The sequence below is a fragment of the Paenibacillus sp. HGF5 genome, from assembly GCF_000204455.1.
Taxonomy (GTDB): Bacteria; Bacillota; Bacilli; order Paenibacillales; family Paenibacillaceae; genus Paenibacillus_AQ; species Paenibacillus_AQ lautus_A.
Genome location: NZ_AEXS01000066.1, coordinates 87,598 through 110,995, shown reverse-complemented (window position 1 = coordinate 110,995; position 23,398 = coordinate 87,598). Strand labels below are relative to the sequence as shown.

At 48.6% G+C, this 23,398-nt stretch carries 22 protein-coding genes; 15 read left to right on the top strand and 7 right to left on the bottom strand.

What is annotated here, in order from left to right; genetic code table 11:
* Positions 1 to 20: 20 nt before the first annotated feature.
* Positions 21 to 1,163: a DNA polymerase III subunit beta gene (dnaN, locus tag HMPREF9412_RS11035; protein WP_009591487.1), complete on the bottom strand. Its 1,143-nt coding sequence runs from the start codon at positions 1,161 to 1,163 to the stop codon at positions 21 to 23.
* A 202-nt stretch (positions 1,164 to 1,365) separates the two neighbouring features.
* A complete protein-coding gene (gene dnaA, locus HMPREF9412_RS11030) occupies positions 1,366 to 2,754 on the bottom strand; it encodes a chromosomal replication initiator protein DnaA (RefSeq protein ID WP_175320759.1) in 1,389 nt (462 codons plus the stop codon).
* A gap of 697 nt (positions 2,755 to 3,451) precedes the next feature.
* Here dnaA and HMPREF9412_RS33295 point away from each other — a divergent pair.
* Complete coding sequence (locus HMPREF9412_RS33295; protein WP_009591449.1) at positions 3,452 to 3,673, top strand: hypothetical protein; 222 nt, start codon at positions 3,452 to 3,454, stop codon at positions 3,671 to 3,673.
* 85 nt (positions 3,674 to 3,758) lie between these two features.
* Complete coding sequence (locus tag HMPREF9412_RS33290) at positions 3,759 to 4,181, top strand: hypothetical protein (RefSeq protein WP_009591471.1); 423 nt, start codon at positions 3,759 to 3,761, stop codon at positions 4,179 to 4,181.
* A gap of 180 nt (positions 4,182 to 4,361) precedes the next feature.
* Here HMPREF9412_RS33290 and gntK read toward each other — a convergent pair whose 3' ends face one another.
* From gntK to gnd, 4 genes are all read right to left on the bottom strand, one after another.
* Positions 4,362 to 5,891: a gluconokinase gene (gene gntK, locus HMPREF9412_RS11015; RefSeq protein WP_036671917.1), complete on the bottom strand. Its 1,530-nt coding sequence runs from the start codon at positions 5,889 to 5,891 to the stop codon at positions 4,362 to 4,364.
* Positions 5,892 to 5,995: 104 nt separating this feature from the next.
* Entirely contained in the window at positions 5,996 to 7,357 is a 1,362-nt protein-coding gene (locus HMPREF9412_RS11010; protein WP_009591451.1) for a GntP family permease, read from the bottom strand.
* 164 nt (positions 7,358 to 7,521) lie between these two features.
* Positions 7,522 to 8,199: a GntR family transcriptional regulator gene (locus HMPREF9412_RS11005; RefSeq protein WP_009591472.1), complete on the bottom strand. Its 678-nt coding sequence runs from the start codon at positions 8,197 to 8,199 to the stop codon at positions 7,522 to 7,524.
* Positions 8,200 to 8,351: 152 nt separating this feature from the next.
* The gene (gnd, locus tag HMPREF9412_RS11000) at positions 8,352 to 9,251 is read right to left on the bottom strand and encodes a phosphogluconate dehydrogenase (NAD(+)-dependent, decarboxylating) (RefSeq protein WP_009591544.1); all 900 of its coding nucleotides are present in this window, start codon (positions 9,249 to 9,251) and stop codon (positions 8,352 to 8,354) included.
* Between the two features lie 455 nt (positions 9,252 to 9,706).
* On the opposite strand from gnd, the gene rpmH reads away from it, so the two are divergent.
* The 12 genes from rpmH to HMPREF9412_RS10940 all read left to right on the top strand — a co-directional run bounded on the left by rpmH (position 9,707) and on the right by HMPREF9412_RS10940 (position 22,319).
* Positions 9,707 to 9,841 (top strand): 50S ribosomal protein L34, encoded by a 135-nt coding sequence (gene rpmH, locus HMPREF9412_RS10995; protein WP_006207379.1) that lies wholly within the window; start codon positions 9,707 to 9,709, stop codon positions 9,839 to 9,841.
* Between the two features lie 221 nt (positions 9,842 to 10,062).
* Complete coding sequence (gene rnpA, locus HMPREF9412_RS10990) at positions 10,063 to 10,413, top strand: ribonuclease P protein component (RefSeq protein ID WP_009591465.1); 351 nt, start codon at positions 10,063 to 10,065, stop codon at positions 10,411 to 10,413.
* Positions 10,414 to 10,488: 75 nt separating this feature from the next.
* Positions 10,489 to 11,379, top strand: coding sequence for a YidC/Oxa1 family membrane protein insertase (locus HMPREF9412_RS10985; RefSeq protein ID WP_009591548.1), 891 nt, complete (start codon positions 10,489 to 10,491; stop codon positions 11,377 to 11,379).
* Complete coding sequence (jag, locus tag HMPREF9412_RS10980; protein WP_009591534.1) at positions 11,376 to 12,164, top strand: RNA-binding cell elongation regulator Jag/EloR; 789 nt, start codon at positions 11,376 to 11,378, stop codon at positions 12,162 to 12,164. Before HMPREF9412_RS10985 ends, jag begins: the two co-directional genes overlap by 4 nt.
* 191 nt (positions 12,165 to 12,355) lie before the next feature.
* Positions 12,356 to 13,732, top strand: coding sequence for a tRNA uridine-5-carboxymethylaminomethyl(34) synthesis GTPase MnmE (mnmE, locus tag HMPREF9412_RS10975; RefSeq protein ID WP_009591551.1), 1,377 nt, complete (start codon positions 12,356 to 12,358; stop codon positions 13,730 to 13,732).
* 107 nt (positions 13,733 to 13,839) lie between these two features.
* Entirely contained in the window at positions 13,840 to 15,726 is a 1,887-nt protein-coding gene (mnmG, locus tag HMPREF9412_RS10970) for a tRNA uridine-5-carboxymethylaminomethyl(34) synthesis enzyme MnmG (RefSeq protein ID WP_009591518.1), read from the top strand.
* Between the two features lie 3 nt (positions 15,727 to 15,729).
* Positions 15,730 to 16,452, top strand: coding sequence for a 16S rRNA (guanine(527)-N(7))-methyltransferase RsmG (rsmG, locus tag HMPREF9412_RS10965; RefSeq protein WP_009591475.1), 723 nt, complete (start codon positions 15,730 to 15,732; stop codon positions 16,450 to 16,452).
* Between the two features lie 1,270 nt (positions 16,453 to 17,722).
* Complete coding sequence (gene noc, locus HMPREF9412_RS10960; RefSeq protein WP_009591452.1) at positions 17,723 to 18,541, top strand: nucleoid occlusion protein; 819 nt, start codon at positions 17,723 to 17,725, stop codon at positions 18,539 to 18,541.
* Positions 18,542 to 18,807: 266 nt separating this feature from the next.
* Positions 18,808 to 19,569: a ParA family protein gene (locus HMPREF9412_RS10955; protein ID WP_009591460.1), complete on the top strand. Its 762-nt coding sequence runs from the start codon at positions 18,808 to 18,810 to the stop codon at positions 19,567 to 19,569.
* Positions 19,562 to 20,401 (top strand): ParB/RepB/Spo0J family partition protein, encoded by an 840-nt coding sequence (locus tag HMPREF9412_RS10950; protein WP_009591559.1) that lies wholly within the window; start codon positions 19,562 to 19,564, stop codon positions 20,399 to 20,401. Before HMPREF9412_RS10955 ends, HMPREF9412_RS10950 begins: the two co-directional genes overlap by 8 nt.
* Positions 20,402 to 20,613: 212 nt before the next feature.
* The gene (locus HMPREF9412_RS10945; RefSeq protein ID WP_009591556.1) at positions 20,614 to 21,762 is read left to right on the top strand and encodes an aminotransferase class V-fold PLP-dependent enzyme; all 1,149 of its coding nucleotides are present in this window, start codon (positions 20,614 to 20,616) and stop codon (positions 21,760 to 21,762) included.
* Positions 21,763 to 21,800: 38 nt separating this feature from the next.
* Positions 21,801 to 22,319: a DUF4446 family protein gene (locus HMPREF9412_RS10940; protein WP_015738124.1), complete on the top strand. Its 519-nt coding sequence runs from the start codon at positions 21,801 to 21,803 to the stop codon at positions 22,317 to 22,319.
* On the opposite strand, the gene yyaC is transcribed toward HMPREF9412_RS10940, so the two are convergent.
* Entirely contained in the window at positions 22,276 to 22,881 is a 606-nt protein-coding gene (gene yyaC, locus HMPREF9412_RS10935) for a spore protease YyaC (protein WP_036671913.1), read from the bottom strand. The two genes, HMPREF9412_RS10940 and yyaC, sit on opposite strands and share 44 nt — an antisense overlap.
* Positions 22,882 to 23,143: 262 nt before the next feature.
* On the opposite strand from yyaC, the gene HMPREF9412_RS10930 reads away from it, so the two are divergent.
* Positions 23,144 to 23,398, top strand: a complete 255-nt coding sequence (locus HMPREF9412_RS10930; RefSeq protein ID WP_009591553.1) for a DUF3343 domain-containing protein — start codon at positions 23,144 to 23,146, stop codon at positions 23,396 to 23,398.

Here is a 23,398-nt window from a genome sequence, read left to right as displayed (position 1 = left end):
CTATCAACATGGGGATAACTTTAATTGGCCGTACGGTACGGCAGAATAATATATTGGCTCTTGCTGTCGTCGAGCGGCTTCAGGATGATCGGGCTCATGACGCCCATGAAAGCGATCATCAGCTGTTCGCTTTCAACCACCTTGAGCACGTCCAGCATGTATTTCGAGTTGAACGAGATGCGCAGCGGCTCCCCTTTGAAATCGATCAGGTCCAATTCCTCACGCACTTTACCAAGCTCGGAAGAGCTGGAAGAGATCTCGATGCCGCCATGTTCCATCGTTTGCAGGAGAACAATGTTCGTTTTCTCCTCTTTGGAGAGCAGGTAGGCACGGTCGATCGACTCGCTTAATTTTTTTGTGTCCAAAACCAGTTCTGTTTTATGCGAGGTTGGAATAATTCTAGAAGTATCGGGATAAATACCGTCCAATATACGGGAATAGAACAGAACACGGTCAATTTTAAATAATACCTGATTATCCGCGACAACGATATCAACCAGCGTATTTTGGTCTGGAATGATTTTGCTCAGCTCGTTCAGCGTTTTGCCCGCAATTACGACATTGTTGAACGTAATGCCGTCAGCTCCCTCAAGATGGGCGGAGCGAGTAGCCAGTCTGTGACGGTCCGTGGCCGTAAATTTCAGCTCATTGTCGTTCAGACTCCATAATACACCCGTCAAAATAGGCGTGGTTTCATGGGTGGAAATGGAGAATACCGTTTGTTTGATCATGTTTTTCAACAGATCACCTGGCAAAGAAACGGTTTGGCTGCCCTCGATGTTAGGCAATACCGGGAATTCCTCCGGATCCAAGCCGACCATCTGGATTTCCGTGGCCCCCGAAGAAATAAAGGTCTGAAAGTTTTCTTTGACCTCCATCTGAATTTCCTGGGAAGGCAGTTTCTTGATGATTTCAACGAAGAATTTGGCTGGCAGCACAACGCTGCCAGGCTGCTCTACCTGAACGATGGTATGCTTCTCATCCTCCGCAGGAATAAACGATTGAATGGAAATATCCGTATCGCTGGCTGTTAGCGTGACGCCCGAATACGTGACATCCAGTTTAATGCCGCTGAGGATCGGAATCGTGGTTCGGCTGGAGATCGCCTTCGATACGTGTTGAATGGATTCGTTTAATACATTTTTTAATATGCTGATTTTCATCAAGTTCACTCCTTACGGAAAAATGAGAGGGGGTTTTTCTCTTGGCGAAAGCCAAGGGGATTCCCCTCTTTATGGTTAATTTATTTATTAATTATTATTAGTAATAGTAATAGGGACACTGAATATGTGGATAAGCCTCGTAAAAGGCATAAAATTAAGCCTATCCACATGTGTATAGATTGTGCATAGGCTTTGAACTTGTTCAGGTTGGATTTTTGATTTTCTCCGTAATGTTATTGACCACTTTGAAAAGCTCCTGGTCCGTTTTCAGAGATTGTGTAATCTTCTCATGGGCATGAATGACAGTGGTATGATCCCGGCCTCCGAATGCCTCTCCGATCTTGGGAAGGGAATAGTCGGTTAATTCGCGGGACAAGTACATGGCAATTTGCCGCGGAAACGCGACGGCTTTGGTCCGTTTGCGGGCTTTGAAGTCTTCCAGTCTCAGGTTGTAATACTCGCCGACCTTTTGTTGGATATCCTGAATCGTAATCATTCTCGGCCGGCTGGACGGAATGATATCCTTCAAGGCTTCGGCTGCCAGATGCGTTGTAACGTCCTGATTGGTCAGGGAGGAATAAGCGACGACACGGATAAGGGCACCTTCAAGCTCACGAATGTTCGTATCGATCTGATTGGCGATATACATCATGGCTTCGTTTGGAATATCCAGATTCTCGGCCTTGGCCTTCTTGCGAAGGATGGCGATCCGAGTCTCCAGATCCGGCGGTTGAATGTCGGTGATCAATCCCCATTCGAAGCGGGAACGGAGCCGTTCTTCCAGCGTCGGGATCTCCTTGGGGGGACGGTCACTGGATATGATAATCTGCTTCCGCTCTTCATGCAGGGCGTTAAACGTATGGAAAAATTCCTCCTGCGTCGATTCTTTCCCGGCCAAGAACTGGATATCGTCAATGAGCAGAATATCAACGTTGCGGTACTTGTTGCGGAAGCTTTCTGCGCGGTTGTCCCGAATGGAGTTGATGAACTCGTTGGTGAATTTCTCGGAGGAAATGTACACGACTTTGCTGCTGGGATTGTGCTCCAAAATGTAGTGGCCGATGGCATGCATCAAGTGCGTTTTTCCAAGGCCTACTCCACCATATAGGAATAACGGGTTATACGCCTTAGCCGGAGCTTCGGCAACGGCGAGCGAGGCAGCATGTGCGAACCGGTTGCCCGAGCCGATGACAAATGTGTCAAACGTATACTTCGGGTTCAGCATATGGGACTGAATTTCTTCACCGGATATTTCAAGCGGCGGCGAGGGCTGCTGCGGAGCAGGTTCATGTGCCTTCGTCTCTTCGATCACGAAGCGAACGTCGACCTGCTTGCCCACCACCTCCAGCACGGTTGCACTAACCAGCTTGGTGTATCGGCTCTCCAGCCATTCCACAGCAAACGTTGTCGGCGCGGAAATGACGACGGAGTGATCGTTAATGGTCAATGCCTTGGTAGCTTTAAACCAAGTGTCAAAACTCGGTTTGCTCAGCTTGGTTTGTATGATCGATAATATTTCTTGCCATAATTCGGAAGTATGGCTTTCCAAAACTGTCACTCCTTTAAATCTTCCAAATGTGGCTAGAGCCATGTGTGGAATTGTCGAAAGAAAATGAATGATGTCTAATTATCCCCAGAACTAACTCCTGTGGAAACAAAAAAATATGGATAAATTGAAATTGTTCACAACTTTATCCACAGCCTGTTGATAATATTATAGCTTCATTCACATATTCACAACCAAAAGTAATATCATCATAGCAAAAGAAGGCCTTATTTTCAATGTATGTCGCTAATTTATCCACAAATTCAATACGTTGTGCATAATTATTATTCACACCACTATATATTGTTTATAATCTGTTCGGCATTCGACATCATTGGCCTCAAAGCGCGAAAAATTATTCACAGCTTGTCCGATTGGCAAGCAGAATTTTCTTGTCTCACCATCTGTTCATAACTTCTGGTTGAATGTTCTAGCAGCCGCACAATCGACCAAAGGTGAAAAATAGCTGTGGATAGTCATCCAAAGTCCTCAAACGGAATCTCCAAGTTTCCATTTGAGGGCTTTTTGTTGTGACTCAATTTAATAGTGGCTCTCTAGTCGATCTCAGATGATAGATTCAGAACTTATGGCGTCGAATGGTCGGCGACCGTTCAAGAATGACTCGGACCGCACCCGCGCAATAAGTGAAGAAGTTTAAAAGCATCTGTTTATAGGCTCTTCCCTTGCAACCTTCTTTGCGAACGACCGTACTATAAGGAAAAATGGAGCGGGGGAACCATGGATGCGGACCGAAGGGAAGGGCTTGAGCTGGAGAAAAATAGGGGTGCTGCTTGCACTGGCCGCCCTATTGGTTCTGATCACGGTATGGGCTCAGAGCTATTATTCGAAGAAAGTGTTCCATATGGAAGACATTAAGTACTCGAAATATGCCGATTCGGGAAACGGGACCATCGAGTACAGGATCATTTGGCCGCGGGGAGCCAATCTATGTCCATGCCGGTGAAGAGGGGAATAGGGTTGAGATTGCCGGCGAAATATATGAAATACGGGCATATGGTCACAGATCGGGACATTCGGCATCATATGAAGTGATCTATCCTGACGGTAACTACCGCGTGGAACCGTTTGGAGACCGGAGCTTTCTTGCATACGACGAGAAGGGGGAGATGGTGATACCCGGCATGAGGTTCACGGACGGCAGCGGCCAAGTTTATCGATCCGATCCGGATGAGCCCCGCTATTTCCCCACGGAGCTGGCCAAGGCTGCTGACGAGCGGTTTCATGACCCGAATGGCAGCATAGGATTCTTTTTGTTGGCGCTCGGGATAGGGATCATGAACTGGAGCTTCTTCAGATATGAGCCTTTCCAGCGGTTTATGTTTCATATTTCGCCATCAAACTGGATGTATGATAATCCGGAGCCCAGCGACTTCTACTTCTTTATGTGCAAGGCAGGGGGAATTTTCGGTATGGGATTCTCATTGTGGATATTTTTTGCGCATGCATTATGACAAAAAAAGCCCGTTTTCGGCATGGATCGGATCCAGCGAGAACGGGCTTTTCTTTAAGATATACGAACGTTTATAACTTAGAAGCAGGGCCACCCTGACTATTATCGAAGAAAACAACATCGGATGCCTGCTGTTTTCTGAGAAGGTACGTCAAACGGTGTTTTTCTTACTATAGTAAGCTTATGCGTTCTCGAATCGGCGTTGGAATTCGGTAATCGCCTCATAATCTTCCTCCAGCTTCCGGGAAATGCGGATAAAAATCGGCAGCAGCGCTTTATAAATATCGGCGCTTTCTTTCACGGGCTGGTGTTCATGGGTGCCGCCGACCATCGTCTCGACGATATCGAGCGATTCCACTCTGCCTGTGGCGTACAGTCCAAGGACCACTGCGCCAAGGCAAGAGCTCTCGTAGCTTTCCGGCACGATCACCTGCTGGTCAAAAATATCCGCCATCATCTGTCGCCAGATCGGTGAACGGGCGAAACCGCCGGTGGCATGAATTTTGGCCGGCCGGCCGATTTGTTCCTCCATCGCCAGCAGAACGGTATACATATTAAAGATCACGCCTTCCAGCACGGAGCGGATCATATGCTCTTTTTTATGATTGAGGGTTAAGCCAAAGAACGAGCCGCGGGCATTCGGATCCCATAATGGCGCGCGTTCTCCCGTCAGGTACGGGTGGAATAGGAGTCCGTTCGAGCCGGGCGGAATACGATCCGCGATTTTGGTCAGCACATCATAGGGATTGATGCCCAGACGCTTGGCCGTTTCGATCTCGGAGGCGGCAAATTCATCGCGAACCCAGCGGAAAATCATGCCCCCATTATTGACCGCGCCGCCGATGACCCAATGCTTCTCCGTCAATGCATAGCAGAAAATACGTCCTTTCGGATCGGTCATCGGCTTGTCGACGACCGTACGGATGGCGCCGCTCGTACCGATCGTGGCCGCAACGACGCCCGGCTGGATGGCGTTCACGCCCAGGTTCGACAGAACTCCGTCGGCAGCGCCGAGCACGAACGGCGTGAAGGCGGAGAGCCCCATGGCTGCGGCATACTCTCTTTTTAAGCCCTCCATGATATGTGTAGTAGGGACGATGGTCGACAAATGGTCCTCGGTGATGCCGGCAAGCTCCAGCGCCTGCGGATCCCATGCCAACGCTTCAAGGTTCATCATCCCGGTGCTGGAAGCAATGGAATGATCAACGACATATTGGCCGAACAGCTTGAAATAAACGTATTCTTTGATCGAAATGAATTTGGCTGCTTGCGAAAAGAGGGAGGGCAGCTCATGGCGCATCCACATCAGCTTGGTTACGGGTGACATGGGATGTATCGGAGTTCCGGTTCTAAGGTACAGCTCCATGCCGCCAAGTTCCTTTTTGAGCTTCGCCGACCAGGCTGCACTGCGGTTATCCGCCCAGGTAATGCAGCGGGTCAGAGGGGTGCCCTGGCTGTCCACGGCAATGACGCTGTGCATGGCTGCGCTAAAGGACACGAACAGCACTTGAGCCGGATCGATCCCGCTCTGCGTCATGACACCTTGAACAGAGGCGATGACGGTTTGAAAGATTTGTTCCGGGTCTTGTTCGGCCGTAGAGGGCGTCGGGGTAAGCAGCGGATATTCGCCGCCGGCCTTGGCAACGACCTCACCGTTCTCCTTGAAAAGGACCGCTTTGGTGCTTGTTGTTCCGATATCGACGCCGATCATATAGTTATGTGTACTCAAGAGACCTACCTTCTTTCTACGTAAGGGCACCCGGCAGCTGCTTAAAAAACAGCGCTTCGGGAGCCCTCATGTGTCTTATTGCTTCATTATACAATTACATTCAGAACAAGAGCCAACACGAGCCCGGTCACGGACAATATCGTTTCCAGCACGGTCCAGGATTTTAGCGTCTGGGCTACTGTCATATTAAAGAATTCTTTTACCATCCAGAAGCCGGCATCGTTCACGTGGGACAGTACGATGGAGCCTGCTCCGGTAGCGAGTACCACTAGCTCCACATTGGCGCCCGGCGTCATCGCAAGTACAGGAGCAACGATTCCAGCGGCGGTTGTCATGGCTACGGTTGCAGAACCGGTTGCGATGCGAATGAGCGCCGCGACAAGCCATGCGAACAGAATCACGTTGATATTGGCGCCGGTTGCAATTTCGGCGATGGCATTGCCGACGCCGCTGTTGATCAGAACCTGCTTGAAAGCGCCGCCTGCACCGATGATCAGAATAATCGAAGCGATCGGAGCGAGGCATTCACTGGTGAAGCGGGAAAGATCATGTTTATTAAAGCCGCGGGCGAATCCAAGCGAGAAGAAGGAGAAGACCGCAGCAATGAGCAGGGCAATGATTTCATGACCGATAAATTTGCAGAACACGGAAATGAAGCTGGTGGACTCCGGATCGATAATATCGGCCGCGGATCCGATAAGCATCAGAATGACCGGCAGCAGGATCGTAAACAAGGTGATGCCGAAGCCTGGCAAGCCTCGTTCCGCTTTGCTTGAAAACTGCTCGGCCAGCTCTTCGGGCGGTTCGGTTCGAATCCGTTTCCCGATAAATTTACCGAATACCGGGCCGGCGAGTATCGCTGCAGGAATTCCGACCAGGAACGAATAGAGAATGGTCATGCCGAGGTCCGCATCATAAGCTTCAATAGCAATCATCGGAGCGGGATGCGGAGGCACCAGCCCATGAACGGTGGACAATCCGGCCAGAATCGGAATGCCGATGTGCAGCAGGGACATTTTCGTTTTGCGTGCAACCGTGAACACAATTGGAATCAGCAGGATGACGCCAACCTCGAAAAATACGGGAATACCGACAATAAAGCCGACGATCATCATGGCCCAGTGGACGCGCTTCTCGCCGAAGCGGTCCACGAGGGTGGTGGCGATTTGCTCGGCGCCGCCGGATTCGGCCATCATTTTACCCAGCATGGTACCAAGGGCGATAACGATCGCAATCGTTCCGAGCGTTCCGCCAAGACCGCCGGTTATCGAAGTAATCACATCCGCAGGCTGCATGCCCGTCAAAAGACCGAGGATCAGTGCGGAGATCAGTAAGGTAACGAAAGGATTCCATTTATATTTGGAAATCAGCACGATCAGGAAGACGATCGTCAGCAGTGTCCAGATCATTAAGGTAGCGTTATGACTGAGACCGAATAGTGAATTCATATCTTGCTTCCTCCTATAGATTACCCATTTGAATTGGGAAATGGTTAGTATCATCGGGCTGTTCTGCGGTAGTATACCCAAAACAAAAGCGAATTCTATTGTATACTTGTCGACAACTTAGAGCTTACACATGTAATGTCAGTGCGGAGGAAGGGAGGATTATATTAACCCTCCGGAAAACTAAGATGAAGCGTCTGACGGGAATCATCGAAGTAATGCTGAACCGCCGTTTGGATCCGTGCCGGATCCAGGGATTCCATCTCCGCGATAAGCTGAAGATGCTTGTCCATGACATAGCGAACCTTGGCGCCCCCGCCACCGAATACCTGCCGCGTCGTAATGAGCATCACCGTGATCACGATGGGGCGAATGCTCTTCCACAGATGAAGAATTCGTTTATGGTTCGCTTCCGTTATAATCCGTTCATGAAAAGCCAAATCCTGATAGGAGAATTCCACCGGATCCTGATGTTTGGCGGCAAGCTCCATCCGATCGACGATTTGCTTTAAATGCTGGATCAGTTCCGGCTGCGGATTCGCAAACACATGTCCTTGAACAAAGCTCTCGATAAGAAAACGGACATCGTATAATTCCTCGACTTCCTTGAGGGATAAGCCCATGACGACGGCTCCCATGCGCTCCAATTGAATCAAACCTTCGCTGGACAGCGTTTTCATCGCTTCCCGCACAGGAGATCGGCTCGTGCCGAATTCACCCGCGATCCGGTTCTCGGATAGGATTTCTCCGCGCTTGATGGTGCCGCTGATAATCTGCAATCTCAGTTCGCTGGCAATGGCCTCTCCGAGAGAGGCTCCCTGAAGCCACGTTGAGGGAAATTTCATAGCATAATTCTCCAATCCAGTACTGATTCTTGAAGTTCTCCAGTGATCATCATACCACAATGAATGAAAGAGGGACCATGCCCAGCCTGGTCATAATGACCATAGGGAACATGCCCTAAAGAAACAGCAGGGTGCATATAAGAGAATATATGTTATTCCGATTTCTCAACGGCATGGCCGCCGAATTCATTGCGAAGCGCGGCAACGACTTTGCCGTGGAACGTATCTTGGTCAAGGGAGCGATAGCGCATGAACAGCGACATGGCGATGACCGGCGCGCTGGCTTGAACCTCGAGTGCCGTTTCCACCGTCCATTTGCCTTCGCCGGATGATTTCATCACGCCTTTAATGCCTTCGAGCTTCGGATCCTTGGAAAAAGCGTTTTGCGTCAGTTCCATGAGCCAGCTGCGAATGACGGAGCCGTTCGACCATACCCGTGCGACATCCTCGTAGTTAAAATCAAACGCGCTCTTTTCCAACACTTCAAAACCTTCCGCAATGGACTGCATCATGCCGTATTCGATGCCATTATGGACCATCTTCAGAAAATGACCGCTGCCGCTTTCACCGGCATACAAGTAACCGTTCTCGACAGCCATATCCTTAAACAGGGGCTCGATGCCGCTAAATACGTCGCGGTTGCCCCCAATCATGAAGCAGCCTCCATTATGCGCGCCTTCCATGCCGCCGGAAGTGCCGGCATCGAAATAATGAATGCCTTGTTCCGCCAGGCGTGCTGCACGGGCGATGGAATCTTTATAATGCGAATTGCCTCCGTCAATCAAAATATCACCGGACTCGAGCAGGGGCGTAAGCGATTCGATGACCGAATCCACGATCTTACCGGCCGGCACCATCATCCAAACGATGCGTGGTTTCTCCAGTTTAGCTACGAGCAATTCGGTGGATGCGGCAGCTTCCGCGCCGCACTCGGCGGCTTGAGCGACCAGTTCCGTATTTAAGTCGTAAGCTACGACCTGATGCTGATGATGAATCAGATTCTGAACCAGGTTGAGGCCCATTTTCCCCAGACCGATCATGCCTATTTTCATAAAACAATGCAGCTCCTTCTTAGGTGTATACTTGTATACAACTTAAATTCAATTTTTATACTACTCTTTTATGGCTCTGGTGTAAACATGGGGGATTAAGAGGGCTGGAGGGCATAATGTTGACCTAAAAGGGACCATCCACAACGTGTTCAAATAGGTTATCCCCATGTGGATAATTCAAAACTAGCAATAATGACTACTTGTGGAAAACTTATGAGCTGGTCGAAGTCAAGTTTGGTTTGACTTTTGGGCCTGAACGTGATTAAATGTATAAAGGCATTTTCTGTGAAGATGAGAACATTATCCGCTAGCAAGTAGCGGTCTGTTTACAAGAGATACGTCCATAGACGTCGGTTCAACAAATCGCGGTCTATTCTTCCGTGAAAGTGCGTCGATTGACGTTATGATCTTAAAATATGGGTAAGCGATATTCCTGTAAGGGGGTGCATTAATTCATGAGACCGACTTTCAAACCGAATGTAAGCAAACGCAAAAAGGTACACGGCTTCCGTAAAAGAATGAGCACGAAGAACGGACGCAAAGTATTGGCTAACCGCCGTCAAAAAGGCAGAAAAGTACTGAGCGCTTAATATTGTGCCACGAAGACCACCGAGGTGGTCTTTTTTTCGTAATATCTGCTGCGGTGTGAGGAGTTTCCTTTAGAACCGGCAGGATATAAGCTACATGGAGTGGTAAAGGTGCAATCGGGTGTTTAGCGCGGTTTTGGCATGCCTATACTATTATAATAGTATGGATGCCACAGCAGCGCAGAATGTAATGAACTTGATTAACGGCAGGGCGGTAGAAACTTGTGCATAGAAAACTTCGTTTACGGAACCGCGCTGATTTCAGCCGGGTATATCGACACGGAAAGTCCTTCGCCAATCATCAATTTGTTGTCTATTGGTCGCGCAAAAAAGAGGTAGAGCAGTTTCGCGTCGGCGTTTCGTGCAGCAAAAAGATCGGCAATGCGGTTGTCCGCAACCGGATGAGACGGCTGGTTAAAGAGATTGTCAGGCACCATCAGCACCAGATTATCGAGCATATCGACCTGATCTTTATCGTTCGAAAGGGAGCGCTCGACAAGTCCTATCAGGAGCTGGAGAAAAGCGTGCTTCATGTATTGAGGAAATCGTCCCTTTTGAAAGCGAAGAGGGGTTGAACCATGTGTTTATTTGTCCATATAAATATGTTATGATTTACCGTGGAATGGAATGGCGAAGAGAGGGGTTTTGAAGTGTCGTTCATGAAGACAAGACGAGGAAAATGGTTCCTCCTCACCGCTGTAATACTCGCAGTGGCCGTTATATCAGGTTGTGCGCCTGGAGCTGACCAAACGCGTACCATTGAAGACTTGAAAAATGGAGGCTTTTGGCAGAGCAACGTTGTTTATTACTTTACATGGGCACTTGATACGTTTGCGACATGGTTTAACGGCGAATACGGATTGTCCGTACTCGTGATGGTGCTTATCGTCCGTACCTTGATTTTACCGCTGACTCTGAAACAGGTCAGAAGCTCGAAGGCAATGCAGGCCATCCAGCCTGAAATTCAGAAAATTCGCGAGAAATATAAAGATCAGCCTGAAAAAGTTCAAATGGAAACGATGAAGCTCTTCCAGGAGAATAAGGTTAATCCGATGGCGGGATGTTTGCCGCTGATCGTACAAATGCCGATATTTATCGCACTCTATCATTCGATTTACTATAACAATCTCCTTCGTGATCACGAATTCCTGTGGCTGCAATTAGGGCAACCGGACAAGTTGTTTATTTTGCCGGTACTTGCCGCTGCAACCACTTATTTCCAAACCAAAATGATGATGAAGATGAACCCGTCTCCGCAAATGGGGATGATGCAGTTCATGCTGTTCGTTTATCCGATTCTGATCTTTGTAATGTCCTTCCAGTTCCCATCCGCACTTCCGTTGTACTGGTTCTACAGTAACCTCTACACGATCGTGCAGAACTACTTCTTGTACCGCAACAATGACAAGGCTGCAGTCGTGGCAAGCGTTGCCAGCGCAACCGAAGGTCATAAGAGCAACAAGAGCGGTAACAAGGGCGGGAAGAAGAGTGGCAGCAAAGGCGGGAAAAAAGGTTCGAAGGGAGCCAAGAAGTCGAGATGAGTAAAATCGTCGCAACAGGAAAAACCATTGAAGATGCTGTCGCACAAGGGCTGGCCCGCTTGGGTGTAAGTCAAGACCGTATATCGGTTCAAGTATTGAGTCAGCCATCAAGAGGATTCCTGGGCCTGTTCGGGGTCAAGGAAGCGAAAGTCGAACTAACGCTCCTGCCTGACGGCGCCGGCGGCGAACCATCTGTGAAGGAAGTTTCTCCTTCGGGTACGCAAGCTGTTCCGGCCAAAACGGTTCAGGTCTCTCATGCCTCCGTGGCGACGCAGGCAGCGCCTGCGGGCACCGCGATTGCCGAGAGCCCCGGAACAGCTTCCCTTGAAGGCAAGGACCCTTATCAGGAAGCCATCGCCTTTCTTATCGAAACTGGACAAGCCATGGGGCTTGATATCTCCGTTGAGATGGAGAAGGGAAAAGACTTTACGACGCTTCAAATTTCCGGAGCCGGACTCGGATTGATGATCGGCCGCCGGGGCCAGACGTTGGATGCACTTCAGTATTTGGCGAATATCGTAGCGAATCGGTACTCCGATAGTTATCTGCGCATCGTACTGGATGCCGAGAACTTCCGTGATCGCCGCAAGAAAACGCTGGAGGATCTGGCCGATCGATTGGCGGGACGGGTTCTGAAGACCCGCAAAGAGATTGTGCTTGAGCCTATGCCTGCTGCGGAGCGGAAGGTGATTCACGCCAAACTCCAGTCCCATGGAGCCGTGAAGACGTACAGCAAGGGCGAAGAGCCGAACCGGCGGGTTGTCATCACGCCCAAGTCGTCCTAAATGAGTTGAAGAGCCTATATAAACAATGACTCCTTAAGCTTCAAGAGGGAGTCATTGTTTTTTAGAGAGACCTATACGCAAAAGACTTCCGCCGGAGGTTTTTGTTTAAGATGATAGATCAAGCAGCGGGGTAGTACACGGTTTGGGGTGTAATCCCGAGGTTTTTTAAATAGAAAGAGGTGAAGGAAACGATGTTTAGCGATACGATTGCAGCCATTTCTACGGCAGTCGGTGAAGGCGGCATCGCGATTATTCGCGTCAGCGGGCCGGACTCCGTTCAGGAAGTGGAGCGTATATTCAAAAGTAAAAACAAGCTAACGCAGGTGGAGTCCCATACCGTTCATTACGGTCATATTGTGGATCCGAAAACGGGGGAAAACCTGGAAGAGGTGCTCGTGACCGTCATGCGTGCCCCTCGTTCGTTCACGACCGAGGATGTCGTGGAGATCAGCGCCCATGGCGGCGTCATCTCCGTGAAGCGGGTCATGGACCTGCTGCTTCAATTAAACATCCGTTTGGCTGAGCCCGGAGAATTTACGAAGCGGGCCTTCTTAAATGGCCGGATTGACCTGTCTCAGGCCGAGGCCGTCATGGACCTGATCCGTTCGAAATCGGACCGTGCCTTCTCCGTTGCCCTCAAGCAGGTTGAAGGTACGTTATCCCGCAAAATCAACGAGCTGCGCCATACCCTGGTCGAAACGCTGGCCCATATCGAAGTGAATATCGATTATCCCGAGCATGACGTGGAGTCGCTCACTTCGGAATTCATTAAAGAGAAAAGCAAACTGGTGATGGGGGAAATCGATAAACTGCTCAAGACCGCGCAAGAAGGGAAAATTCTGCGGGAAGGGATTACGACTGCCATTGTCGGGCGTCCTAACGTGGGCAAATCCTCGCTTCTGAACACGCTGGCCCAGGATAATCGGGCGATTGTCACGGATATACCGGGCACGACTCGCGATGTGATTGAGGAATTTGTCACCATTAACAACATTCCGTTGAAGCTGCTGGATACCGCAGGCATTCGGGAGACGATGGATGTGGTGGAGCAGATCGGCGTGGAACGATCCAAGCATGCGGTAAACGAGGCGGATCTCATTCTGCTCGTGCTGAATGCCAGCGAACCGCTGCATCAGGACGAATTGGAATTGATGGAACAAATACGCGGTAGACAATGCATTGTCATTATGAATAAAATGGACTTACCGTCTAATCTCGATCTGGACATTCTACATCGGTATTATCCCGATGAATTGATCGTTCCGATGTCGGTGAAGGCGCAGGAGGGGATTGACCGGCTGGAAGAGGCCATATCGAACCTGTTCTTCAGCGGCCAGATTGAAGGCGGGGATTTGACTTATGTGAGCAACGTGCGGCATATCGCCTTGTTGAAGAAATCCAAGCAGTCCCTGCAGGATGCCTACGACGCGGCCGACCAGCTCATTCCGATCGATATGATTCAAATCGATGTGAGAATGGCCTGGGAACAGTTAAGCGAGATCCTGGGCGAAGCGGTTGGCGATTCGCTCATCGATCAAATTTTTTCACAGTTTTGCTTGGGTAAATAAGCTCCAGGGCTTACTATATAGAGTAGGAACAGCTCAGCAATTTCAGGGATCCGAGATGGATGCCCTTTGATTACGTATATAACACAATAAGAACAGGAGGGTGAGCTATGAGTTATATGGGTGGCACTTATGACGTGATTGTAGTCGGTGCGGGCCATGCCGGTTGCGAGGCTGCACTGGCTTCCGCGCGTATGGGTGCTGAAACGTTGATGGTTACCATCAACCTGGATATGGTTGCTTTTATGCCTTGTAACCCGTCCATTGGAGGTCCTGCCAAAGGACATGTCGTACGCGAAATCGACGCGCTGGGCGGAGAAATGGGCCGCAATATCGATAAAACCTTCATTCAAATGCGCATGTTGAATACGGGAAAAGGTCCGGCCGTCTACGCGCTGCGCGCTCAAGCGGATAAGTTTTCTTATCAGCATACGATGAAAGAAACGATGGAGAAGGAAGAGAAGCTTACCCTTCGTCAGGGTATGGTGGATCAGCTCATCGTGGAGGATGGCGTGTGCGTGGGGATCGTGACGCAGACGGGTACGGAATATCGCGCGAAAGCCGTTGTGCTGACTACCGGTACGTATTTGCGCGGTAAAGTCATTATGGGCGAACTCATGTATGAGAGCGGTCCAAACAATCAACAGCCTTCGGTAAAACTTGCGCATAACCTGCGTGAGCTTGGATTCGATCTTGTTCGCTTCAAAACAGGTACGCCGCCGCGGGTGCATAAGGATACGATTGATTTCTCCAAGACCGAAATTCAGCCTGGGGATGAGAATCCTAAGTTCTTCTCTTACGAAACGAAATCCTCCGACAATGAGCAGCTTCCTTGCTGGTTGACGTATACGTCGGTAGATACGCATAAGATCATCAATGACAACCTTCATCGCGCTCCGATGTTCTCTGGCGTTATAGAAGGAACGGGTCCGCGTTATTGCCCATCCATCGAGGACAAGATCGTTCGTTTTGCCGACAAGCCGAAACATCAGATTTTCCTGGAGCCTGAAGGTAAAAATACAAAAGAATACTATGTGCAAGGTCTATCCACCAGCATGCCTGAGGATGTTCAGCTTGCGGTGCTTCGTTCCATTCCCGGAATGGAGAAGGTAGAAATGATGCGTAACGGATATGCTATCGAGTATGATGCGATGGTGCCAACGCAGCTGTGGCCGTCTTTGGAAACCAAGAAACTGCCGGGCCTGTTCACTGCCGGTCAGATCAATGGAACCTCGGGATATGAAGAGGCTGCTGGCCAAGGCATCATGGCGGGAATCAACGCGGCACGTAAAGTGCAGGGCAAAGAGCCCGTCATTCTGGATCGCTCCCAGGGGTATATTGGAGTGCTGATCGATGATCTGGTGACTAAAGGGACGAACGAGCCTTATCGTTTGCTTACCTCCCGTGCAGAATACCGTTTGCTGCTCCGTCATGACAATGCCGATCTGCGACTTACCGAAATCGGTCATGACATCGGACTGATCTCGGAAGAGCGTTATGCCAAATTCCTGCTGAAGAAGCAGCTTGTTGAGCAGGAGATCGAACGTCTTCGTCAAACGAAGGTGAAGCCGGTTGAGGTGAATGCGATGCTGGAAGCCGCCGGGTCAGCACCGATCGTGGACGGAAGCAATATGCTGACCATTTTGCGTCGTCCGGAGATTACGTTTGCCATGGTGGAGTCGCTCTCGCCGTCTCCTTACGAGCTGGATGAGGAAATGAAGGAGCAAGTCGAAATCCAAATCAAATATGCGGGTTATATTGAGAAACAGCTGGGACATGTGGAAAAGCTGCAGAAGATGGAGAAGAAACGCATTCCGGAAGATATCGTATACGACGAGATCAACGGACTGGCCATGGAGGCTCGGCAGAAGCTGAACAAAATCCGCCCGATTTCCATCGGCCAGGCATCGCGCATTGCCGGCGTAACGCCAGCGGATATTTCGATACTTCTCGTTTACCTGGAGCATTATAACCGGGTAACCGCAGCGAAAGGATAAGGAATGGACGACATTCAGAAAGCTTTTGTTGACCGGCTCGGCGAGCACGGGATCAAGATTGACGAGAAACAGCTTCATCAGTTTGAGATGTATTACGAAGTGCTGGTGGAGTGGAATGAGAAGATGAATTTAACCGGGATAACCGAACGGGAGCAGGTTTATACGAAGCATTTTTATGATTCGATTACGCTCGCCTTTTACGTGGATATGAACAAGATCGGCAATCTGGCCGACATCGGATCAGGCGCAGGCTTCCCTGGTATTCCTCTGAAAATATGTTTTCCGCATCTCAAGCTGACGATTGTTGATTCGCTGAATAAACGGATTACGTTTCTGAAGCATGTTGCGGATACCCTCGGGCTGTCCGAGGTTGAGTTGATCCATGGGCGCGCGGAAGAGGTTGCCCGCAAACATGGGTACCGTGACGGGTTCGACCTGGTCACGGCAAGAGCGGTAGCTCGAATGGCTGTATTGAATGAGTTCTGCCTGCCTTTCACGAAGGTAGGGGGACAATTCGCGGCGATGAAGGGCAGCGACCCTACGGAAGAGGTGAAGGAGGCGGCCCGCAGTTTGAAAGAGCTGAGAGGGGCGTTGAACAAGGTTCATTCGTTCTCTTTGCCTGTAGAGGAATCTGGCCGGCATATCGTGGTGATCGATAAAAAGGGAGCGACGCCTACCAAGTACCCTCGCAAGGCGGGTACGGCCAGCAAAACGCCGATCGTATAAGCAATAGCAACTTCGGAAATGAGATACGAACGGATTATAGAGGAGGACTCTTATAAGAGTCCTCCTTTTTTTATTTACTGTATTCGTAATTTAGGGAGGGGATGTTTTTGAACTGATGCATTCATTCATCCTTCCTAATATGGAGTAATATCGCGAGGCTCTCATTTTAATTCCGGGTGTTTAGTCGGCTAGCCATCGTCTTGAATAATAGGAGAGTCAGTCGTTGAATAGCGAAAGTTGATATCGGAAATGTTTTGTTTCTAAAACAGGTGCAACACATTGGCTGCTACGCATTTGTCCCTTGGATATATCTGTTAAGCTTTAAATGTTTCACGTGAAACATTTTAAGTGTTTGAAGTACGCTGAATAAATAATATCTATTATTATGGCAGGATTATATTTCCTGCTAGAGTTGTAACCTGCGCAAAATATTTTTGAGGAATAAGTTGGATGGAACTCTCATGAATGAAAGCTTCCATTATATTAATCGTTTAAGAGAGTCAATTGCTTTCTTTGAAGATGATGATAGAAGCGAGTTCATGATTGGCAAATCCCACAATTATTATGGATGATGTGATCATAGATAAGGCTATTGAAGGGGAGATGCGGTTCAAGAGCATGATTTTGACGGATAAACTTTGGAACTGTGCACAAATCCTGTATAAAGCAAGCGAGAAATGAGGAAAAAAGGTGATATTGGAGAATAGAGTTATAGGACAAAAAGTGGTAGAATAGAATCGTAGTATCCATTTGAGCTGGCGGGCCCTATTGCCCGATCCTTGAAGGGATGAAAGAGTATAAATCCTGGTTTGGTGACTTTTCCATCCTTGCTTCGTGCAGTCAACGACCTTTGATCATTTTGACTGCTGTTTTTTGGAAGTGCCAAGTTAGCCCAATGGGGTTCTTGGCCTCATACGAAGTAGAACAAAATATATACCGCTTGTGAGATATCGATTGATAGTAAACATCATGATATTGCCTCCTGATCTATCTCTCAAGAAGCAACCGCTTCATGCAGCGGGTTCGGTCAGAGAAAACACGGCTATCGACACAGACGTTTTTCTCTAATCAGCATGAAATCTGTTTTTGCAGGGAAATGCCTGACATCACAATGATTTCCAGTACCGTAACAACTTGAATGACTAGTTCTACATGGTGGCTGGAACGATCCGTGTATGCTCCACATTGTGGTTGTTCAATCGTTTAACCGATTCCGGGATAAACCGGAGGCTTATCCGTGCTATCATGAAATTAGGTGGTAATATACGGAATGAAAGAACAATTTTCGAGATTGTTTGGCTTAGCGGCAGAGCGGAACCAAGGGGATGAAGTGAAACAAATCCCGGTAAACGAGGTTGTCAGCAGCCCATACCAGCCACGGACGATTTTTGATGACGAGAAGATTGATGAGCTGCTTCAGACGATTAAAACCCATGGAGTTATTCAGCCTATCGTCGTTCGCGTCCGAAATGGCGTGTATGAGATCATTGCAGGGGAACGCCGCTGGCGTGCGGTTAAGAAGCTGGGTCTGGACACGATTCCGGCCATTGTTCGGGAGTTCAACGATTCACAAGCAGCCTCCATTGCGTTAATCGAGAATCTGCAGCGTGAAGGTCTTACCTCGATTGAAGAGGCAGTAGCTTACCAGAAGCTCATCGATCTTCACCAATTAACGCAGGAGAGCCTGGCACAGCGACTAGGCAAAAGCCAGTCCACGATTGCAAACAAGATTCGTTTGCTGCAGCTGCCGGAAGCAGCCAAAGTGGCTTTAATGGAACGCAAGGTGACGGAGCGTCACGCGCGTGCACTGCTTTCCTTGGATAATGAAGAAACCCAGCTTAAAGTGCTGGACGAAATTATTACCAAAGAACTGAATGTGAAACAGACGGAGGCACGTATCGCCTTTTATAAAGAAGTAACGACAATGAAGAAGGCCAAGCGCATATCGTATAGTAAAGATGTTCGCCTGGCCCTGAATACGATTCGTCAATCGATTGATATGGTATCCGGTTCCGGTATGGCTATCAAAACAACGGAGAATGATCACGAAGATCACTATGAAATCGTTATAAAAATACCTAAACGTTAAGATATGGTGTGAAGCGGTATGCATCGTACCGCTTTTTCTGTTGATTAAGAGATCGAGATTCTCTGCAGCAGCGATATCTTTGCTTGTTAGGTTTTATGCTGCAGATGAGAAATATGTAATTTTAATTATTACTCATTTTCATCGAGCGCTATATCCTGGACATCCCGTATTTTACGGGATCGTTCACATATTACATATACAGCCTTTCGCTGTATATCATCTATTGCGACTACTTAGAAGAGTCTTCCTACATTGAGGTGAAATGAGTGTCAAAGATAATTGCCATAGCAAATCAAAAGGGCGGTGTCGGCAAAACGACGACTTCCGTCAATCTGGGAGCTGGATTGGCTTCGCTAGGCAAACGGGTGCTTTTGGTGGATATAGACCCCCAAGGTAACACAACGAGTGGGGTTGGCATTAACAAAGCCGATGTTGCAAATTGCATTTACGATATTATCATCAATGAAGTACACCCGAAGGACGCCATCTGTGGGACTAATATCGAAGGTTTGGACATCATTCCGGCCACCATTCAATTGGCTGGCGCCGAGATTGAGCTTGTTCCTACGATTTCTCGTGAAGTACGATTGAAGAAATCACTCCAATTAGTCAAACCCCAGTATGATTATATTTTGATTGATTGTCCTCCATCGCTTGGCATTTTAACGATCAATTCATTGACCGCGGCCGATTCGGTCATCATCCCGATTCAATGTGAATATTACGCATTGGAAGGTTTGAGTCAGCTGCTGAATACGGTTCGCCTCGTTCAGAAACATCTGAATACATCACTCAAGATAGAAGGCGTATTGCTGACGATGCTGGATGCGCGCACGAATCTGGGCATTCAGGTGATTGAAGAAGTGAAGAAGTATTTTCAGGAAAAAGTGTACAAAACGATTATCCCGAGAAATATTCGTTTGAGTGAGGCACCGTCTCATGGGCAGTCGATCATTACGTATGATCCCCGTTCAAAGGGAGCGGAAGTATACTTGGAGCTGGCAAAGGAAGTGATCTCTTATGAGTAAACGTTTGGGAAAAGGGCTGGATGCGCTGATTCCATCTTTGTCTATTCATGATGATGACAAGGTAGTGGAAATTCCGCTCAGTCAATTGCGAGCGAATCCGTATCAGCCGCGAAAGACTTTTAACGATGAGGCGATCCAGGAGCTGGCGGAATCGATCCGTCAGCATGGCGTGATTCAACCGATTATCGTCCGCAGCGTGCTGAAGGGTTATGAGATTATTGCCGGGGAACGAAGATTCCGGGCGTCTCAATATTGCGGCAAAGCAACGATTCCGGCGGTGGTTCGTTCCTTCAGCGACCAACAAGTAATGGAAATCGCCCTCATTGAGAACTTGCAGCGCGAGAATCTGAACGCCATGGAGATTGCGGTAGCTTATCAAGGGCTCATGGAACAATTTTCCTTGACCCAAGAAGAGTTGTCATTGAAGGTCGGTAAATCTCGTTCCCATATCGCTAACTTTTTGCGATTGCTTTCATTACCAGAAGAAGTGAAGGAAAATGTTTCACGTGGAACATTGTCGATGGGACATGCCAGAGCGATCGTGGGAATTAAGGATCCGATTCTTGTTAAACAGCTGGCGAAACAATGCGTGGAGCAGGAATGGAGTGTTCGCGAATTGGAGGAAGCGGTTAAGAATCTGGACCGAAAACCAGCGGATAAAGCGAAGCCTAAGGTCAAGAATCGCGATCCTTATATTGATCATCTGGAAGAGGATCTTAGAGAACGATTTAAAACGACCGTCAAAATTAAGCACAATAAGGATAAAGGGAAGATTGAGCTTAATTATTATAGCAAGCAGGATTTGGAGCGGTTGTTGGAACTTCTTCAATAAGAGCAGGCTTGGTATCTGAAGGCTCCGTTGATGAGTGGCTGGTTAAAAAGTGAGTTAGATTAAAACCAAAGACATGTCGACGTTCCTGAAAGGGAATGAGATATGTCTTTATTTAACTAAACGTGAGACGCTTCATTTGGCAGCGGAAGTTGAAGATGTTTGAATGTGTATTGTAAAGGAAAAATACTACGGAAAAATGAAGGGGAAACATCATGGACCCGATCGTTTATCTGGATCATGCCGCGACTACGTGGCCCAAGCCTCCTGAAGTGTTTGAGGCAATGAAGAGGGCCATGGAAGAGGCGGCTGCAAACCCGGGGCGAGGAAGTCACCGAATGGCGGTGAAGGCATCCCGTGTCCTTTATGGGACTCGGAAAACGTTGGCAGATTTGTTTGGAGTGAAGAACCCCAACGATATTGCGTTGACATCGAATACAACCGAAGCGCTTAATTTAGCCATCAAAGGGTGTTTGCGTGAAGGCGATCATGTCATTGCGACGATGATTGAGCATAATTCTGTGCGCAGGCCGCTTGAATATTTGAAGCGCACCCGGGGGATACAAGTAGACTATGTTCCTGTTGATGAGGAAGGTCAGCTTGATCTGCAACTAATCGAGGGAGCCTTTCGTTCTAATACTAGGCTTGTTGTGTGCAGTCATAGTTCCAATCTGCTTGGTTCCATTATTCCACTTGTTGAGATAGGAGAACTGGCGAAGAAGAAAGGGGCTATACTGCTCGTGGATGCTGCCCAGAGTGCCGGTGTGCTGGATATTCATGTGGAGAAGATGCATGTGGGTATGCTGGCGTTCCCCGGGCATAAAGGGCTTCTGGGGCCACAAGGAACAGGGGGGCTGTATATCTCGCCTGATATTGATCTGGAACCATTGCTGCATGGAGGTACCGGCAGTCAATCGGAGGCTATTGAACAGCCGAAAGTGCGTCCGGATCGATATGAGGCAGGAACGCCGAATACGATTGGATATGCGGGATTGCAAGCGGGTGTGCAGAAGGTGCTTGAATGGACGCCACAGCGTATTTACCGGCATGAATGGGGATTAACGCAATATATGATGGAGGGCCTGCAAGAGGTGAGAGGCCTTCGTTTACTAGGTCCTGCTCTTGGAAAAGCACGGACAGGCATCGTGGCTTTTGTGTCTGAAAAATTCGACGCGTCCGAAATAGCTTTTCGACTGGACCGGGAATATGGGATTGCCGTGCGTGCCGGTTATCATTGTACACCGCTTGCCCATATGGCATCAGGAACGGAACATACGGGTGCAGTCAGAGCGAGCGTTGGGATTTCTACGAGCCGTGACGAAATCGAATTCATGCGAAAAGCGATCAAGGAAATTCACAGTTAAACAAACAGATCAAGATGGAGAAGAGGAAGGAAGAAAGCATGTCTGAATTAAATGAATTGATCATGGAGCAGCTTCATTGGTTTGTCGTCGGAATGGTCATGATCATCTTGATCTTATGGATAACCTTAATTGTTCAAGGGGCAAAATTGCGCAAGATGAAGCGCAGATACGATGCGATGATGGCAGGCAGCGGGGTAGAAGATATCGAATCTCTGCTGGTCCAGTTGAAAATCCAAATGGATGAAATTGAAGAAGGGCATGCCAGTCATCAAAAAATGCTGGATTCCATCAACGGCAGCTTGAAAGGAATGAAATCCAAAGTTGGCATCGTCAGATATAATGCATTTGGCGAGCGGGGGAACGAAATGAGCTTCTCCCTGGCTATCCTGAGTGAGGAGGAGGAAGGAATCGTTCTGACCGGTCTGCATAACCGGGAGAGCTCCTATGTGTACGCCAAACCATTGAAGGATGGGCAATCCAAATATCCATTGTCTCCAGAAGAAAAGGAGGCCGTTACTCTTGCGCTGCAAGAAGGGAAGAACGGTTCCACTCCTTGATCCCTGCAAACAGGCAGGTGGCAATAATGTCAGATAACCGCATGACCAAACTTAATCGAGTGTTCTGCAATACGAAGTATTCCATAAAGCCGCCGACATTGACGATTCCCGTGACGTGGATATCGCCAACCGGCGGTAATTCTTTATGTACGCCGGCTCCAGGCTTAAGAGGGCCATCTGCGATCTGAATGGAGCCTACGCTGGTTGATTGGCCTAAGCAGGCGTCAATCCCGATCACAAAAGGGTTATCGAATTTCTCATATATGGCGGTCAGCGTATCCTTGAGATTCATGGCGTGGACAGGCTCGTCCAGCGTCCCGTAAAGATGGAACAGCGGACTGTTGTAGCGGGCAAGTGAAGTGCCGACCAGTGGCCCCAGGCAGTCACCGGTGGACCGGTCGGTGCCGATGCAGACAATGACAAGCGGCCGATGCTGAATACGGGCGTCGGAAAGATGAAAGAGCAAGCGATGTATAATAGCAGAATGGATATTAGGGTCCGTGTGTGGTATTTTTAAGCTGGAAGCCTCCGGGCGAGACGTGATTTTAGATAGACGGTTCATAGAATCTTCCTTTCGTCTGCATTTGGTAGTATCAGTATATGGATGAAAGACTGTTTTTATACTTTGCGTTTTGCTAAAATGCGATTTAATCATTTTGAGCAGTGGCCATGCTTTGAATACGTAAAGGACATGGACCTTGTGCAGAAGTTCTATGAAATGTTGATTTATTTTAAGAGTTTTATATAAAACCCTTAATTGCCGGACATGATGATGAGAGATACATACAACTAAAATGATAGGCAGCATGAAGGAGGATTGGGCAGTGGAAGGTGCGATGGTGATCGCATTCGATTCTACCCAGCAGGCGCTGCGCGCGGAAATGCTGCTGGAGTATGCGGATATCGAAATAGATCTGTTCCCTACGCCGAAAGAGATCACGGCTGGCTGTGCATTATCGATTCAATTCCCCCCTGATGCGTTAAAGGAAGTTCAAGAGATCATCCGGCTGGAGCATGTGGAGATCCGGGGCATTTTTGTGCTTGATGACAACGAGAGGTATATCAACATCGAGGAGTAA

Bases quoted from the DNA above. Each gene is read 5' to 3' on its own strand.
- dnaN (WP_009591487.1), bottom strand. From the start codon at position 1,163: ATGAAAATCAGCATATTAAAAAATGTATTAAACGAATCCATTCAACAC.
- dnaA (WP_175320759.1), bottom strand. From the start codon at position 2,754: ATGGCTCTAGCCACATTTGGAAGATTTAAAGGAGTGACAGTTTTGGAA.
- HMPREF9412_RS33295 (WP_009591449.1), top strand. From the start codon at position 3,452: ATGCGGACCGAAGGGAAGGGCTTGAGCTGGAGAAAAATAGGGGTGCTG.
- gntK (WP_036671917.1), bottom strand. From the start codon at position 5,891: ATGATCGGCGTCGATATCGGAACAACAAGCACCAAAGCGGTCCTTTTC.
- HMPREF9412_RS11010 (WP_009591451.1), bottom strand. From the start codon at position 7,357: ATGAATTCACTATTCGGTCTCAGTCATAACGCTACCTTAATGATCTGG.
- HMPREF9412_RS11005 (WP_009591472.1), bottom strand. From the start codon at position 8,199: ATGAAATTTCCCTCAACGTGGCTTCAGGGAGCCTCTCTCGGAGAGGCC.
- gnd (WP_009591544.1), bottom strand. From the start codon at position 9,251: ATGAAAATAGGCATGATCGGTCTGGGGAAAATGGGCCTCAACCTGGTT.
- rpmH (WP_006207379.1), top strand. From the start codon at position 9,707: ATGAGACCGACTTTCAAACCGAATGTAAGCAAACGCAAAAAGGTACAC.
- jag (WP_009591534.1), top strand. From the start codon at position 11,376: ATGAGTAAAATCGTCGCAACAGGAAAAACCATTGAAGATGCTGTCGCA.
- mnmE (WP_009591551.1), top strand. From the start codon at position 12,356: ATGTTTAGCGATACGATTGCAGCCATTTCTACGGCAGTCGGTGAAGGC.
- mnmG (WP_009591518.1), top strand. From the start codon at position 13,840: ATGAGTTATATGGGTGGCACTTATGACGTGATTGTAGTCGGTGCGGGC.
- rsmG (WP_009591475.1), top strand. From the start codon at position 15,730: ATGGACGACATTCAGAAAGCTTTTGTTGACCGGCTCGGCGAGCACGGG.
- noc (WP_009591452.1), top strand. From the start codon at position 17,723: ATGAAAGAACAATTTTCGAGATTGTTTGGCTTAGCGGCAGAGCGGAAC.
- HMPREF9412_RS10950 (WP_009591559.1), top strand. From the start codon at position 19,562: ATGAGTAAACGTTTGGGAAAAGGGCTGGATGCGCTGATTCCATCTTTG.
- HMPREF9412_RS10945 (WP_009591556.1), top strand. From the start codon at position 20,614: ATGGACCCGATCGTTTATCTGGATCATGCCGCGACTACGTGGCCCAAG.
- HMPREF9412_RS10940 (WP_015738124.1), top strand. From the start codon at position 21,801: ATGTCTGAATTAAATGAATTGATCATGGAGCAGCTTCATTGGTTTGTC.
- yyaC (WP_036671913.1), bottom strand. From the start codon at position 22,881: ATGAACCGTCTATCTAAAATCACGTCTCGCCCGGAGGCTTCCAGCTTA.